The organism is Mariprofundus micogutta (assembly GCF_001895085.1).
Classification (GTDB): Bacteria; Pseudomonadota; Zetaproteobacteria; order Mariprofundales; family Mariprofundaceae; genus Mariprofundus; species Mariprofundus micogutta.
On sequence record NZ_BDFD01000004.1, the window covers coordinates 108,551 to 125,326 of the forward strand.

Sequence of the window (16,776 nt, forward strand, 5' to 3'; positions counted from 1 at the left end):
CTTTCTGCTTGGGGAAGCATAGCGATCTCTGGTAACGGTTTATTTTCTGAATAAGCGTGAGAAAAAACCTTTTGTAGATTTTTCTTCTTTAGGTGCTTTGATCAGGATGACGGAAATATTATCCGGGCCTCCTGCTTCATTTGCCAGACCAATCAGACGCTGATTTGCAGCGGGTAGATTGTCCCAATAATGCGTCAGTGTGGCATGAATAACTTCATCGGAAACTACGTCAGTGAGCCCATCTGAGCACATCAGATACAGGTCTCCTTCGAAAACCATATCTTCAACGATATCAGCTTCGACATTTGCCTCCACGCCGAGCGCGCGGGTGACCAGGTTTTTGATTGAAGAGTTGCGCGCATTTGCCGCGGTGAGTAGTCCGCGACGAACCTGTTCATGGATGAGTGAGTGATCTTCAGTGACATGCGTAAGGATATTGTCTCTGAGTCTGTACATGCGTGAGTCGCCAACGTGTGCTGCAGTGATGCGGTCACCATAAAAGGCTGCTGCGAGTACTGTGGTGCCCATGCCTGCACATTCTTGTTGTGTGCTGGCAGTGCTGAAAATGGAGTTGTTGGCTTGCAGGATAGCATCGCGCACCAGTACAGACTCTTCGGTGAATCCTGTATGTTCATTAATCTGGGCTGTGGGCATTTGCAGGATTTTTTTCTGCACTGTTGTTGTGATGATTTCAACAGCCATGCGGCTGGCAACTTCACCTGCATTATAGCCGCCCATGCCATCAGCCAGGACAGCCACGCCGTGAGTCAGGGAGACGCCAACATAATCTTCATTATGTTGGCGTTTTTTGCCGACATCTGTCATGGCATGCATTTCAAGCGGTATCACTGACCCTTCTCCTGCTTGCCGATTTCACGCAGGCATTGCTGAATTCTTGCCAGGGTTTCGCTGGCAGTAGGGATGCGTAGATCCACCTTTTTGGACAGCAGTTGGTCAATCAATATGGCGACAGAGGCGGGTATCTCGGGTTTATGTTTCAGTACACTGATATGTGGCTCTTTGGCGATTTTATACATCAGTTTGCTGATTGACTCGGCACGGAAGGGACGCTCTCCGCAGGCCAGTTCGTAGAGCATGACGCCAAGGGAGAACAGGTCTGATCGGCCATCAAGTGTTTTGCCGGAAAGCTGTTCGGGAGACATATATGACGGCGTTCCGAGTACTACCCCTGCTTTGGTTTTGCTTGAATCATTGATATGCGCAATGCCGAAGTCTGTTACTTTTACGGTTTTGTTTTTCAGAATCATAATATTGGCCGGTTTAATATCGCGATGGATGACGCCGTGATCATGAGCGTATTGCAGAGCTTCGGCCACTTTGGCTGAAATTTTAAGTATGGTCACCAGAGGTAATAACTTCCCTTTCTTGGTGTAGGGTACAAGGTCAATGCCGTTGAGATATTCCATGGCAATATAAGCCAGGTCGTGCTCATCGCCGGCATCGAAGATCGTGACGATGTTGGGGTGGTTGAGCATGCCGGCTATTTCAGCTTCGTGGAAAAAGCGTTCCTTGATCTCTTCGAGTTCATCGGCTTCGAACTCCTGAGACAGGGCCATTGTTTTAATGGCCACCTGACGGTTGATTTTCGGATCACGCCCCAGATAAACCGTACCCATGGCACCTTTACCCAGTTCACTGACTATTTCATAGCGTCCCAGGGTGGGGCTTGTGCCACCGCTTTTCAGGATTGTAGATAAACCGATGCTTGAGTCGGCATTTGAAACGGTGTCTTTGGCGCTGTTGGCACTGATCAGGCGCGCTTGAATGTCTTTATAGGAGGCGTTGAACTTGCTGATATGCTGATACACATTGACTGCTTCGCCATACTGACGCTTGCGTTCAAAAGCCAGAGCCAGGTCGTATAGCACGGGTAACATGGATTCATCCAATGGGCAGATAAGAAACTTTTCGAAAGCCTTCTCCAACATGTTCTGACTCTGAAATGAGAGGCCAAGCATTTTATTGGTTTCATCAGGGTTGGATTCAAAGCTGTGGTGATGATCTTTGATCGTCAGATACTGTTTTAACGCGTATGCCATATGACCGAAGCTGAGTAGCAGGGCTGCAGTGACGGTCTGAATCCATATCAGCTGACTGGTTAGCAGGAACAAGCCTGCTGCCATGATGAGTATGAACAGCACTATCAATAGAGTAATGGCTGCTCTTATGGGGATTCGAGGTAGAATAAAGGTCATATAGAAAGCGACAAGTAAGAGCAATAGTAATTCACCCAGCGTAGCCCATGCGGGACGTTTGACGAATTCTTCGTTAAGAATACTTTCCAGCACATGGGCACTGAATTCACTACGGGATACACCACTTTTCAAAGGCGTAGAGAATCTGTTACCAGACTCCTGACCTGAGTTTATGAGTACGATTTTGTTTTTGAAAAGATGGTCGGATATTTTTCCGCTGAGTAGATCCTGCAGCGTATATGTGGGAAAAGAATTATCGATGCCTGAGTAAAATGGCGGAAAAATTCGCGCACGCGTATCAATAATAATATTTGCCGCGCCAAGTTCAATATCTACCCCGAGATTGATTCGAAGATCGTCTAATGGAATATTCTGCACCTTGGCAGCCAGGGCCAGTGACATGGATGGGAAATACTGGCCCGCATACTCAATGATGAGTGGTTCGCTTCTGACTATGCCATCAGGGTCATCCACAATGGTCATGTGGCCCAGTCCAGCTGCTGCTTCAGTTAGTTCGCGATAAGGATAACGCAGGTTCATGGCCGGTAGTGGCGTGGCATTTACATCAAGTAGATTGATCTGCTTGAGGGTGGCCCGTCTGACGTAGTTGGGTAGTGCGATACTGCTTGAGTTACTGCTGCTGCCTGAATCAAAGAACATCGGCATCAGTGTGTTGCCTGAGAGCTTGACAGCCCTGCTCAGTCTGTTGGGCTGATTCGTCCCATTCGCATCAGGTTCACTGAACAGGGTATCTATGGCAATAAAACGTGCTCCGGCGTCGGATAGCTTTTGAACTGATTCGGCAATGAGAGACTGTAGTTGATTCTGATCTTTTGCGATTGCATTGAGCAAAACAATATTGCCGCCGGGGGGGTGAGAGTTGGTCTGAATGGCCAGGTCGTAAGCATTCAGTTCCATTTTTCTTAGTAATGAAAAGTCGCTGGTATATGCTGCAATAAACAACACGGAAATAATGACGCTTATAAACCAGTCTGATTTCCAGATCGCGCCATAATTCAATGGATAATCCCCTCCGTTTTGATGATTATACCTGTGCTCAGACAATCAGCTATATTGTCAATATTGTCCTGACGGCGCAATAGGCTCCGGTCAATAAACTGGGGATGAGCGGGTGTGGCTATTTGAAAATCACGCCGATGAAAAAAAAGTGCACTGAGACGTATTGACAGGGCCATTGCTGCTCCGTACGGTTCGCCGCGCTTAATCCCCGATAGTTCAGTTGGTAGAACGGTGGACTGTTAATCCATATGTCGCAGGTTCGAGTCCTGCTCGGGGAGCCATATATAAAAAGGGTCGGTTTTTACCGGCCCTTTTTTTGTACCCTGCTTGGGGGCAGACATAAAATAAATATGTCAGTCTATATGGTTCTCGCCTTTATGGGCGATATTGCTAAACAAACCATACAGTTCAGTATGTTGATTAACAAAATTTAATACGTTATTGTCCGAAATTGTATCTATTTGATTCACTGTGACAGGGAAGTGGCTGGGGTGTACGATGAATATTTATTTTTCAATAAATAAAATAAAACCGATGCTTGCAGCAATGCTGCTGCTTGCTGTGTGCAATGTGCCTGTTGCACAGGCGGAGATTGGTGACCGCTTGAAGGTAACGCCTTCAAAAGCGTCATTATATGCCGGACCATCAACAACTGCTTCGCGCCTGGTCAGTTTGCGTGGTGGCGATCAGATGGTCGAGATGGAGCGTCAGGGCTCATGGGTCTTTGTGGCAGTGAAAAGCACTGGTGCACAAGGCTGGATTCGTTCCTCGCAGGTACATAAGGCAACTGCGAAGCGGGTGGTCAGGAAAGCATCCAGACGTTCTTCCGCCAGGTCTTCTGCCAAGACGGTTGCTGTCGCAGTCAATGAACCTGATATCATGTCTACCTCCAGGCAGGTTTCCCTGCTCGATAAAGGCTTTAAAAATGGCGTGATGTTTGAAGGCACAGCAGGCACGCATGAGCATTCATTTTTCTTCGATTCGCCACTGGATAGCAGGATTGTAAATGGCAGATTCAGGCTTCTGTATCGTGCCTCTCCAGACATTCACAAGCAGGCCAATGTTCGCGTTTCTGTAAATGGCAAACCATACAAACAGGTGGGGCTCTCCGGCGATGGCGGTTTGCATGAGCTTGATATTATGCTGCCGGCATCTGCGTTCCGTGGTGAGCATGCGAAGGTTACAGTTCGTAGCACGCTGCTTGTGACAGAGGATCGCTGTTTTGATGACCGCATCAATGGTGCGTTCCTGCATATTCTACCTGAATCATCTCTGACCATCGCTTACCAGTCGGTTGAGCGTTCGATCCGTGATGCGTGGCGTATGCTGCCGCAAAAAGTGTCGATCAGTATTTCTGAAGGTAACCTGAGCCAGGGTCAGTTTGCATCAACACTTGGTTTGATGGCGCTGTTGGTTGAGAGTGGTAAAGAGGTTTCTATTAAGCGTCTGCCTGAAATAGGTGATATCGTTGTCGCTCCGAAGACCGAGTTGGAAAGACTTATTGACCTGAAGCGCTTGACTGTGGGTAAAGGCGGAACAGTTGCAAGTATGGGGCGGGCGCTTGATCACGTCAGTAATCTTGCGCTGATCAGGCTGCAGAACAGGTCTGCCATTGTTGTGACTGACCCTTACGATGTTCAGCCTATGTATCTGTTGAGTAATGAGTGGAAACTACTCAGTGCGGGCCAGCAATATCGTGTGTATAGACCCGATGATCTGCGTATCAAGCTGGGTCTTCTCGGTACAGAGGGCGATGCCGGTTATTACTCCTTGCCACTGACCAAGCTGGGGTTTGAACCCGGCGTTAAATACATTACCCGTGAAGCAAGCTGGCAGATGGTTATTGCTCCATTTACACTGCCAGTGGGTACCAGACCTGACTTTCTGAGTCTTAATATCATTGCGCCGGTGCGTTGGGAAAATGACCCGACTTACGAAATGTACGTATTCCTGAATGACGTTATGATTAAGTCAGCACGATTGGAAAACAACGGTTTGATGCAGAACTTTACAGTCAATCTGCCCTCAGAATATCAGAAACAATACAATGATATTCGAGTTGTTGTGCAGCATGATGTGGAGCAGGGTGATTGCCGTGGTGTAATGCCTCACGATTACATTCAGATTACCCCGGACAGTGCCCTAGTGGTGAAAAAGAACGAAGATGCAGCACCTGCTAAGTTCTCTGATCTGACCAACTATTTCTCGCAGGGTTTCGATACATATCTTGAAACCTCATACCTGCAGAATCCGGAGCGTGCGTTGCACCTGTTGGCACGTCTGTCTGCCGACTTCCCGTTGCTGATTGATCACACCAGACTTACCTTTGCGGGTCCCGGCGATGTGCTCAGCCCGGGCAATCCATTTGTAGCTGTGGGTAATTTCGCTCTTGCAGATGATATGGAGGCGCCGGTTCGTTTTGATAAGGGTCGAGTGAAAATTCTTTCGCCCAATGGTGAAACCTATTTTGATGTCAGCGAACTTTCCAAGATTACGGTTGCAGAAATTGTTAAGGCTCCGGCAGCGTATGGACTTTGGGTAAATCCATCCAGTGCATCTGATATCGCTGTTATGGATAGGCTGGATCTGACCGAAGATGATGTGGCTTTTATTGACTCTATGGGCGTGATCAAAACCCTGAATAGCAGGGAGCCATCTCTGGCGCAGGTATATTATCCTGACGTGGAAGACTGGTTCGATGTGTTGGGTAAGTACCGCTTCTGGCTGATGGTATTGTTGTGGTTCCTGCTGACTATGGTTGTGGTATACCTCTATCGTATGTCCAGAGCTAACAAGGTTGCCCGTGAAGAAGACGATGCGCTCTATCAGGCTGAGGAAGAGCGTATGCAGGGTGGCGCTGCCGCGTATATGCATGAGGATCATACCGTTCATCCGGGTGATTCACTGGATCATCTTGATGAGAAAAGGTAGTAGCGGCTATGGGCCAGTCCGGAGGTGGGGCTAAGCCTCGAATTGGTGAATTGCTGGTGAGCGCGGAGCTCATCAGCAACGACCAATTAGAGCAGGCGCTTCTTCATCAGAAAACAGCGGGTGGAAGGTTAGGCGATATTATCCTGGCGAACCGCTGGGTGACTGCTGTTGACTTTTACAGTGTTCTTACTGATCAGTTCCGTAAGGGTCGAATTGGCGATCTGCTGGTTGAACGGGAACTGATCAGCGAAAGGCAGTTGCTCGAAGCGATTGAAACCCAGAAACACTGGGGGACCCGGCTTGGTGATATTATTCTGGCCAGAGGTTGGGTGAAACCCTATCTGATGGGAGAGGCACTGGCAGAGCATTTTGATAAACCAAATGTTGATCTGCTGAAAGACCGACTCGATGAGTCACTGCTTAATCGTAATGATCTATCCACCTATTCCGAGAACCTGTTTGTGCCGTGGCGCCGCGAAGGCGGTCTGCTTAAGGTGGCTGTGGCGGATGTGAATCCGAAGCTGCTTGAAATGGTGGACGAGATAGTAGATGAACCCTTTGATTTTGTTATTACATCAAAGTTCGACATTATCTGGGTCTTACAGGAAATCGGTAACCAGTTCTATACTGAAAAAGCGGTACATGAACTGGCAAACAGTAAACCTGAATTTTCAGCTTCTGAAGTGTTTACGGTTAAACAGCTTATTTTTCTATTTATCTCGATGACCCTGAGTGTTATTGCCATATCGTACTGGCCTGTGAATTCGCTTGTGATTATCAATGTGATTATTTCAGTGTTTCTGCTGCTCAATTTTGGTTTGCGCATTGTGCTGACGTGGGTGGGTGGAGACAAACACTTCGATAATCTGGTGACAGATGAGGAAGTTGTGGCAGTTGATGAAAGCACATTGCCTGTCTATTCAGTTTTGTTGCCGATGTATCATGAATCGGCAACCCTGCCTAATATTGCTCAGGCACTACGTTCGCTTGACTACCCACTCTCCAAACTCGATATCAAGCTGATTCTCGAGCACGATGATGATGAAACGATTGAGACAGCAAAAGAGCTGGGCTTAGAGGGTATTTTTGAGATTATCCGGGTACCTGATTCACTACCCAAAACCAAACCCAAGGCATGTAACTACGCACTTCATTTTTGCCGCGGTGAGTTGGCAACTATTTACGATGGTGAAGATGCACCTGAGCCTGATCAGCTCAAAAAAGCTGTAATTGCATTCCAAAAAGCACCTCAGAATACGGCAGTTATTCAGGCCAGATTGAACTATTTCAATGTTGCAGAGAACTGGCTTACCCGTATGTTCACCATGGAGTACTCGCTCTGGTTTGACTTTTACCTGCCAGCTTTGGACGCCTTACGTATTCCTATTCCATTAGGTGGGACTTCCAATCACTTTAGAATGAATGTGTTGCGGGAAATGGAGGGCTGGGATCCTTATAATGTCACAGAGGATTGTGACCTTGGTGTGCGTCTGACTCAGGCCGGTTATCGTGTGGGTGTATTAAACTCGACAACATTTGAAGAGGCGAACAATTCGATTCCGAACTGGATTCGTCAGCGCTCCCGCTGGTTGAAGGGATATATGCAGAGCTACCTTGTTCATATGCGTAGTCCAATTCTGCTGTATAGAAAACTGGGCCACGTCGGTTTTTGGGGCTTTCAGTTTTTCATTGGCGGCACGATTGTCAGTGCCTTGCTTACACCGGTTATGTTCCTGATGTATATCCTTTGGCTGGCTACCAGCACGACAGCCTTTGATCCCTATTTTCCGCCGATCGTATTGTATATCACGCTGTTTAATCTGCTGATTGCCAATGGTTTCCTGATTTATCTATTTATGCTTAGTGGCTTCAAGCGCAGGTATTTTTCACTGATCCCATGGGCATTGACGGTACCAATGTATTGGCTGTTACAGTCATGGGCTGGTTACAAAGGTTTCTGGCAGCTGATTCATAATCCGTTTTACTGGGAGAAAACCCATCACGGATTGACCACGTTTGAGGTAACACACGATATCGATGCCAGTAAAACCCCGGTTCGAACGCCTGCGCCGTCACGCGCTGGAGCGAAATAGTGCAACAGATTTTGAATAGAACGGGTCTGGAAGGGAGATTCTTTATTTCTCTTCTGACGTTGGCACTGACGATAGTGACGATATGGTTGCTTGCCAACGGCTTTATCTCAGACAGTGCTACCGAGCGCTGGGCTACAGTCATTGCAGCATTGGGAGCCCAGGAAGTGGTGTTGGAGAATTTCACCTTCCTGGCGCCGCATTTGCCGCTCTATCTTCTGGTTCCATTTTATTATATTCCAGGGCTTGAAGATGGCGGTGCGCCATATTTGCTGTCGATCATTGCTGCTGCATTTCTTCTCTTTCTCTGGGCACATCACTTGCGGGAAGTGGAGCTGAGTCAAACCAGGCTCGCCATGCTGGCTGTACTTGTGGTTATTCACCCGGGCTTCTTGTGGGCGGCAACCTCAGGCTCTCATATTGCTTTGAGCATGGTTGCATTTTATCTGCTTTACCGTGGATTCCAGCATATTATTTCAGACCACGATATTCACTCCTATATTTCACTAGCCGTCACATTCGTAGCATTCTTTTTTATCGATGGCTCGGCGGTATTTATTTTTGTGGCACTGATCCCGCTGCTGGTGGTGATTGCTCCGCTTCGCACCATCATGGTATCTCCTGTGGGCCTCTATCTGATTGTGGGGACACCCTTTGCCTTTGCTGTTGCAACCTGGGCCTATTTGAACTGGATTTTTGAAGGTTCCTTCATGCACTTTATTGAGCATGCAGACTCAGCCTTTCTTGGGGGCATGCTGTATACCAATGAGTATCCGTGGCTGCTGGATTATGGCGGCCAGTTCTTTAAACCACTGCTTGCTGCTACGGGTTATCTGCTGATTGCTTATCCGGTGTCGGTATATCTGTTGCTGGATACCATCAACAATAACTACCGTTTCCGTGCTTCGTTCGTGCTGCTGCTGCATCCGTTGATCGCGATTGCGATTGCCACGAGTCAGTATTACCTGACACATCCATTTGAAATACTGGCATTGATCAGTGCCGGCCTGATGGCTGAGTTGACCTATGTGCGAATGCAGACTCGTAGGGAGTTTTTTTTCCTGATCGTGTTTATGGTTGTCAGTGTCGTGGGTGGCTGGTGGTTATTTATCGAAACTGCAAATCCGCAGATGACGCAATGGGTTCAGTCGCTCACCGGAAAACATACTGCTGATGCCAGTAAAGATGGTGATCTGCAGGTTGGTTTGTGGTTGAAAAACAACAGATTACCAACGCTGGTCTATGAAAGAAGTGCATTCAAGGTTGTCGCTGCCCGAGGGGATGCTGAAGGTTTGGTACTCTCTTTTTCCCATGACTTTAAATCTGCCATGCGTGAAAGGCACCCGAATGTGCGACAGATTGCAGTTCCTGAACCTCATTCCATATCGGGAAGACGTGACTGGATAAATATTCGTTATCCTCACCTCTATGACCATGGCATGGATGGTTTCCGTCTTGTCTATGATAATCTCGGTTGGCGCGTATACAGGAAAGTCAGTGGCTAGACCGGCTATTTTTCCTGCGATAACAGCGGTGATGGTCTCATTGCTTGTTATTGGCTGTGCCGGCGATGGACTGAAGAATGATCGTATGTTGCGCGGTTTTAATGCCTTGCAGCACAAGAATGTTGCATGGGATGATGCCCGGGCGCAAAAATCAGTAAAAAAACTTGCGGCAATGGGATCCAATGCTGTTGTTTTTATCCCCTTTCTTGAACAGAAGAGTGCGAGTTCACTTGAAATCAGTAAGTCTGCAGCAGTGACAGATGCGCAACTGCGTGCTGCGGTACGCCATGCGAAAAAATACGGTTTGAAGGTAACGATTAAACCGCAGATCCTCATTCCCGGCTCATGGGCAGGCGCAATCAAACATAAGGATGAACATAGCTGGCAGGCATGGTTCGATAGTTATTCCAAGCGGATAATTGAACATGCACGTTTTGCAGCTGAACTGCGTGTTGATTCATTTGTGATTGGTACGGAGTTATCACAAGCTGCCAGGCATGTGCCTTGGCCCAGGTTGATACGCCAGCTGCGTGATATCCTGCCCAAGCCAATTATCCTGACTTATGCGGCGCATAATATTGACGGTTTGAAAGCATTTCCGTATTGGCAGGACTTGGATGCAGTTGCTTTAACATTATACCCCTCATTAGGTGATTCTGGTAGCAAGGAAGAGATGAAGTTACATATAGATCAGACGGTGGAAGAGCTCCGCCTTGCTGTAGCTGAAATCAACCTCCCATTGTGGGTGCTGGAGATTGGCATGCCTTCAGCCGCAGGTGCTTCTGCCCGGCCCTGGGAGTGGCACAATTTAAAAAGTGCGAAAGTTGATCTGAGCTTACAAAAAAATGCATTGGATCTATGGTTGAGATCACTTGATCAAGCCTGGGTGAATGGGGTGTTTGTCTGGGCGTGGTACAGCGATATTGGAGCTGGCGGTGCGCAAGATGCTGATTACACACCGCAAAACAAGCCGGCAGAAAAAATGATCAGACGTTATTGGAAGTCTTGAGGGAAGGGGCACTATGAGTCGAGTGACTGGAAACAACAGAAAGCAATTGACGCTGCTGGCGGCACTACTCACCGTTATTCTGTCCATATCGGGAAAAGCCGATGCGGGTGTCGGTATGCTAGAGCAGGGAGAGCATCTCATCACCGGTAATTTGAATTTTACTGCTGCCGATAAACACTGGGACGTTTCGCGCAATACGATTGATAGCATCTGTAAAGCCAGGAATTTTGGTGCGACAGTGGGTTATGAGTACGGCTGGTCATACTTTCATACTGTTTATGCCAACATTGGCATGGGTTATCGCAGATGTGGCCAACGTGGTCTTCCCGGGCCCGGTGTTCTGGTTACAGGTAATGCAAAGGGTCTGGCAGATATTGAGTTGGGTGTGAGAACTCGTTTTTCCGGGCACTATCTGGACAGTGCTGCATGGGAGGCATTCCTGATTATTCCTACAGGATATAATAATGGGCCATCAGCGCTTGGTAAGGGAGCGCTTGGTGCAGGTTTGGGCGTCCTGTTCTCATCTGATCCGAGTCATAACTTCCCGTTCAGAACCTGGCGGGTGAATTCAAGGAAATGGGGTTGGAAGGCCGGTTCCAAGTTTACCTATTTCTTCAGTGGTAAAGGTAATACTTTGCGCTCGTATGCGGCTATTCAGTACGCGGTAACAGAAACTGACTTTGTCAGAACCGGTGATTACTTTGATCTGCGTCTGATAAACAGTATCGGCTTTGCCAACAGAGGCGTACAGAATGCAATTTTTGTTAATCAGGCTGTGGGTAGCATTACCAGTTCGGACCAAACCTCTATTCAGATCAGTTACACCCACTCGTTTATCGGTACAGGGTGGAGTGCAAATATTCTGTTCGGCAAGGCCCTGTACGGGCGTAATGCTCCGATTTCGTGGTATACAGGGCTTGGTGCCAGTTATAGGTGGAGAGATTAAATAATGGCTGATAGAAAATCCTTATTTGTCCATCTGGCAGCCTTGTCAATGATGACGGTCTCAGCCAGTGCCTGGCTGTTTGCGGCAGAGGGCGATGTTTATCAAATGATGAACTCATCCGGCTTGCATCAAAGTCCTGATGACTCATCTGATATTGTGGCTACTGCACAACGGGGTGAGCGGGCAACGGAACTGGAAAGTAAAGGCGCCTGGAAAAAAGTCATTCTGCAGAGCGGTGACGTTGGCTGGACATATACGTCATCACTGGATCTTGTGCCTTCATCTTTGCAGGCGAAAGGCGGCCAATGGAATGATGTGGAGTCGCGTGCCAAACAGGGGGCTGACTCTAGCTGGGCTGCGACTGAAACTGATCTGGCTGGCAAGGCTGCTTCTGCAACCCTGGCTCAGGGTGACGTTGTGGTGGCCTTTGATCTGGATGAACCTGTCGTACTCCCGGTTAAGGGGCTGGATGCAGTTGATGGAGAGCAGTCGGTCAGGGTGATCGAAGATGCACCTGTGGAAACCAATCAAACTGTACAGAGTAAAACTGCTGGAGAGGTTGATGTTGCAGAGCCGGTAGCTGTTGAAGCTGCTGCTGAAGAGGTGACAAACACGCCGGCATCACAGCAGTCAGTAGATACAATTGATCAGAGCGAGATGACTAAAGCTGATCAGCCTGCTGAGTCGGTACAGCTTGCTGATTCAGCAGATTCTGCCTCAGAACAGCAAGTGGTTGAAGTGATTGATCAGGAAATAATGACTGAAGCTGCTCAGCCAGCTGAACCCGTACAGCTTGCTGATACGGCAGAGCCGGTCTCAGAACAACAGCCGCTTGAAGTGATTAATCAGAATGTTGTTGCCGAAGCTGAACCGGAGCAGTCGGTTGAACAGGTTCAGCTTGTTGATACTAAAAAGGATCAGACTGCACCTGCGCAGGTTGCAGAACAGCAGCCAATACAAACGATAGATCAGAATGATTCAGCGAATGAAGTTGTAGCAGAGCCTGTTGAAGTGATTGCACATGAAGCTGTAGTTGAAGAGAAACCTGCTACTGCTGAACAAGCAGCTCCTGAATCAGCAGTCGCACCTGTCAATGAGACTGCGCCAGTTGATGAAACATCTATGGCCAGGGTTGCTGTTGATGCTCCTGCCGAAGCTGTGGCGGCCGACGAGATAGTAGAAACTGCCGATGAGCCCCTGGTCGAGGAAGTGGCTTCAACTCAGGAAGCCTCAATGTTGCCGGGTGATACTGCCGGAGCAGAAGAGCAGGTTGTGAAAACTACAACCATTCGCTCAGGGCCGGGCTCACTATATGATGTGCTTGGATGGGCAGGAACCGGTGCCCGGATTGAGACACTGGAACAGCAGGGTTCATGGCTGAAAGTGCGCATGAGGGATAGTGGCAGAGTCGGTTGGATTGAAGCTGATGCCATGCATGCAAGCTCAGAGCCGCAAATGGATATGGTTGAATCAAAACCTGAACCGATGGCTGTAGAAACTACACCGCTAGATACACAAGCCGACGAGAATGAAGTTACCGTATTTGAAGCCAAACCAGAGGCTACTGCTCCAACTGCCGAGACGCCTGTAGAAAAGAGTGTTCCTCAAACGGCGATGAATCAGGAGGTCTCAGTTACTTCTGATCCCGCACCTGTAGTCGAAGTTGTACCACAGCCTGAACCTGTGCCTACCGAAGTTGCACCTGTAACGCCGCACTCTTCTGAAAATGGAGTTACTGTTTTTGAAACGAGCCAGACCACTTCTGCGAAACTTGAACCACTGAAAGCTAAAGAGAGTACAACTGTCGTGGATTCACAGGCAGTAGCCCCGGTCAAACAGGACATCGCTGCTTCACCCGCACCAGAACCACAGGCCGTTGAAGTTGCACCTCAGACAGAAGCTGAGCCGGTCAGAGTAACGTCAACCGCAGTATCGCCAGTAGAAAACAAGGTGGTCGCAGCTGAAGTTGCCCCGCCTGTAGTTCAGACCATGACAGAAGAGCCGATTATTGACGGACAGAAGAAACAGCTAACTAAAACCACTACAATCCGTTCCGCACCTGGCGCTCTGTCCGAGATGCTGGGTTGGGCTGGTAGCGGTGCCATGGTTGTGATTTTGCAGCAACAGGATTCATGGCTGAAGGTGCGCATGGCTGATAGTGGTCGTATCGGTTGGATTGATTCAACATCTGTTCAGCAAGTATCATCAGTACCGCAACAGGTGGCGGCAACGCCTGTAAGTACCTCGCCTGACGTGAAAGCAGAAGTTGTTGAATCCAAGCCGGTTGAAAAGCCAGTAGAGAAACCTCAACCGGTTACAACAGAGCCGGTAGCCAAGCCAGAAGTCGCACCTGTACAGATGGATGCTGCAGCAGTTCCGGCAAATGAATCGCCTGATAAGAATCTGATGCGTTTTACCAGAAAGGCGAACCTGCGTGCTGGCCCTGATGCAAAATATGATGTTGTGACCTGGGCAGGCATTGATGCTTACGCTAACCAGTTGGATTCGCGCGGTGACTGGCTCAAGGTTCAGATGCAGGAAAGCAAACGTATTGGCTGGGCATACAAGAGCTCCATGCAGTTGGCGAGCGCAGCCACGCCCTCAACTGTTGTAGCGAATGATGCGCAGGTAGAGGTTGAGCCGGTTCCAGTGATTGAGCATAAGACAGGCCCTCTGTATTTCTTTAAGCAGACTACAAACCTGCGGGCAGGTCCGGACAAAAAGTATGATGTTGTAGCCTGGGGGGCACGCAATGAATCAGCCTCTGAGCTGCAGCGCAAGGGCAGCTGGAGCAAAGTGCGTATGACGCTGAGCAACAGAATCGGCTGGGTATTTAACAGCGCGCTGGTACGGGCTGAAACCACGCCGGTGGTTACTGTAGCCAGCAACAAAGCTGCAAGTAAAACAACACCTGTTAAGCAGGCTGATGCGAACAGCAAGCTGTATAAAGTAACAAAAACCTCAACGCTGCGTGTTCATGCCCAGGAACAGTCTGAAATTAATAGCTGGGTGGCAAAGGGTGAGACTGTAGCGATACTGCAGAGTAGTGATGGCTGGGCGCGTGTTAATCCACAGAATGATGGAAAAGATGCAGGATGGATGAAATCTGAGCTGCTTCAGGAAATTAAACCAGCTGTACAGCCAGTAAGTCCAGAACACGTCATTACCAAACATAATGTAGATCAATATAAGAAACGGATATCACACGGGGAAACATTCAACTTCTCGTATGCGGCTCTGGAGCATGCGCTGTATAAAATTCCGGTTGAAGAGCTGTACATCAATATGGATGAAGGCTATCTGGACGCGGTATTCAAAAAGGGTACCTATGATCGCTCTGAATTCGATATCGAAATGAGGACCAAAGGACATACTCTGAATAAAACACTGCTGGGCACAGTGAATGTGCTTGGTAGTTCGACTCGTGTATTTGCCAAGAAGTCCCTGCTGATTAAATTGGATAAAGAGGGTGGTCGCTGGTACGGACATCGCAGGATTGCGCTGCGCTCCATGGCATCGGACAAGGCAATGATGCGTGAGTGGATGGCATGGAAGTTGATGGCTGCAGTGGGCATGAAAGTGCCTGAAGTGCATCTGGTCAGGGTTACATTTAATGAAGGTCGGCGCGTTGGTCTTTATCTGTCGATTGAATGGATGGGCACCAACTTCCTGGCGGCCAATAATATGGATATCAGGGGTGAGTTTTACCAGCCGGAAGATTCCGAATACTGCGGAGATCTGAAGAGCACCGACAGATTGGATGTCTGCTTCAATAAAATCACCCCGCAGGATGAGGATTACAGTTCACTCAGTGATATGGCGACAGCTGTCAGTCAGGCACGCGTGGATGAGATGCATACCGTACTGGCCAGACATTTTGAAGATGAGTCTGTGATTAACTGGATTGCTGTGAATGCTCTGGTAACCGATGGAGACACCTATAACAAGAACTACTGGTTGTACCGTGATCCGACAGCAAACAAATGGACCATTATTCCATGGGATTACAATCTGACGTTCGGACGCACTTACGATCCATTTACTGAAAAACCATATAAAATCTTCAACGATAACTTCCAGTATTATTATCCACCGGATGTAGGTGTAAGTAATCCGTTGAAAGACAAGGCACTGACCAATCCGCGTCTGAAATATCGCCTGATGCAGAAGATCAGACATCTTCTGGGACTGGAGGCCAATGGTCCGGAAGATACATTCGGCTGGTTCTCACCTACAGTCATGCATGCTCGCATTGGTAACCTTGCTTCGGTTATCGGTAAGGAGCTGTATAAGGATAACTTTATCGTTTATGGCGAGGATGACTTCAGAAAAACTTATGAGGCATTGATGTATTATGTCACTGCACATGACCACTTCCTGAATAAGAAGCTGTTTGGCTCTTACAAGTGGACGCCAGCCGATCCTGACGCTGCTCCGATATTCGATTGGCCATTGCCGACTGAGCTTCATGGTAAGGGTGTGATCAAAGCAGGTCGCGATTCCATTTATATGACCGATGCAGGCTGGGGATTGTTTGCAGGGCACCTGGTACTGAATCATCCGGTGGCAACCCGAACTGCGGTAAACATGAAAGTTGAAGGTGGCCAGAAGCCGAAATATCTGCCATCAGGACAGTCATCGGCGCGATGTGTCCAGCGTTCATGGGTGCTTTCGGTAGGCTCTGGTGTTTCCACAAGCGGTGACCTTATGGTTGAGTATTTGCAGGAAAACTCGCGCAGAACCGAGGTGCCGGTGACGGTACACGAGGACAGGCTTGAGTTGTGGATGAATGATGGTAACCGTTGGAAACCGCTGAAAACCGAAGTGAATGAATATTCCAATACACTGACAGCCAGAGGTGTACCGCTCAGATCAGGACGTAATCATCGCTTTGTAGCCTGCAGCCCGTTCTGATTGTTAGGCCAGTGTCTATCAGAGTGTCCAGTTCGTAGCGTTTAATTAGGTAACAGATGTCCCCTGTTTGGGGGACAGCATCTTTTCTGATTATCTCTGTAATGCCGCGTTCTATCTGGTGATGCGGTGATAAAAAGTGACTTTT

The 16,776-nt window shown here is 48.4% G+C and carries 8 protein-coding genes and 1 tRNA gene; 7 read left to right on the top strand and 2 right to left on the bottom strand.

From position 1 onward, the window contains the following. Positions 1-39 precede the first annotated feature (39 nt). Complete coding sequence (locus MMIC_RS03685) at positions 40-849, bottom strand: Stp1/IreP family PP2C-type Ser/Thr phosphatase (RefSeq protein WP_143144868.1); 810 nt, start codon at positions 847-849, stop codon at positions 40-42. Beyond that, positions 846-3,236, bottom strand: a complete 2,391-nt coding sequence (locus MMIC_RS03690; RefSeq protein WP_072659102.1) for a serine/threonine-protein kinase — start codon at positions 3,234-3,236, stop codon at positions 846-848. Before MMIC_RS03690 ends, MMIC_RS03685 begins: the two co-directional genes overlap by 4 nt. 205 nt (positions 3,237-3,441) lie before the next feature. On the opposite strand from MMIC_RS03690, the gene MMIC_RS03700 reads away from it, so the two are divergent. From MMIC_RS03700 to MMIC_RS03735, 7 genes are all read left to right on the top strand, one after another. Next, a tRNA-Asn gene (locus MMIC_RS03700) sits at positions 3,442-3,517 on the top strand. A 217-nt stretch (positions 3,518-3,734) separates the two neighbouring features. Beyond that, the gene (locus MMIC_RS03710) at positions 3,735-6,167 is read left to right on the top strand and encodes a cellulose biosynthesis cyclic di-GMP-binding regulatory protein BcsB (protein ID WP_072659105.1); all 2,433 of its coding nucleotides are present in this window, start codon (positions 3,735-3,737) and stop codon (positions 6,165-6,167) included. Positions 6,168-6,175: 8 nt separating this feature from the next. Next, positions 6,176-8,260 carry a cyclic di-GMP-binding domain-containing protein, MshE-related gene (locus tag MMIC_RS03715; RefSeq protein WP_072659106.1) on the top strand — a complete coding sequence of 695 codons (2,085 nt, stop codon included), beginning with the start codon at positions 6,176-6,178 and terminating at the stop codon, positions 8,258-8,260. Next, on the top strand, positions 8,260-9,762 hold the full coding sequence (locus tag MMIC_RS03720; protein ID WP_227819333.1) for a hypothetical protein: 1,503 nt from the start codon (positions 8,260-8,262) through the stop codon (positions 9,760-9,762). The genes MMIC_RS03715 and MMIC_RS03720 overlap by 1 nt, the downstream gene beginning before the upstream one ends. Continuing rightward, positions 9,755-10,771, top strand: coding sequence for a glycoside hydrolase family 113 (locus MMIC_RS03725; protein ID WP_227819334.1), 1,017 nt, complete (start codon positions 9,755-9,757; stop codon positions 10,769-10,771). Before MMIC_RS03720 ends, MMIC_RS03725 begins: the two co-directional genes overlap by 8 nt. A gap of 13 nt (positions 10,772-10,784) precedes the next feature. Further along, complete coding sequence (locus tag MMIC_RS03730; RefSeq protein ID WP_072659109.1) at positions 10,785-11,717, top strand: hypothetical protein; 933 nt, start codon at positions 10,785-10,787, stop codon at positions 11,715-11,717. A 3-nt stretch (positions 11,718-11,720) separates the two neighbouring features. Further along, complete coding sequence (locus MMIC_RS03735; RefSeq protein WP_072659110.1) at positions 11,721-16,631, top strand: CotH kinase family protein; 4,911 nt, start codon at positions 11,721-11,723, stop codon at positions 16,629-16,631. The last annotated feature ends 145 nt before the right edge of the window (positions 16,632-16,776 follow it).

Excerpts from the sequence above, each read along its gene's own strand:
- MMIC_RS03735 (WP_072659110.1), top strand. The coding sequence starts at position 11,721 with ATGGCTGATAGAAAATCCTTATTTGTCCATCTGGCAGCCTTGTCAATG.
- MMIC_RS03715 (WP_072659106.1), top strand. The coding sequence starts at position 6,176 with ATGGGCCAGTCCGGAGGTGGGGCTAAGCCTCGAATTGGTGAATTGCTG.
- MMIC_RS03730 (WP_072659109.1), top strand. The coding sequence starts at position 10,785 with ATGAGTCGAGTGACTGGAAACAACAGAAAGCAATTGACGCTGCTGGCG.
- MMIC_RS03710 (WP_072659105.1), top strand. The coding sequence starts at position 3,735 with ATGAATATTTATTTTTCAATAAATAAAATAAAACCGATGCTTGCAGCA.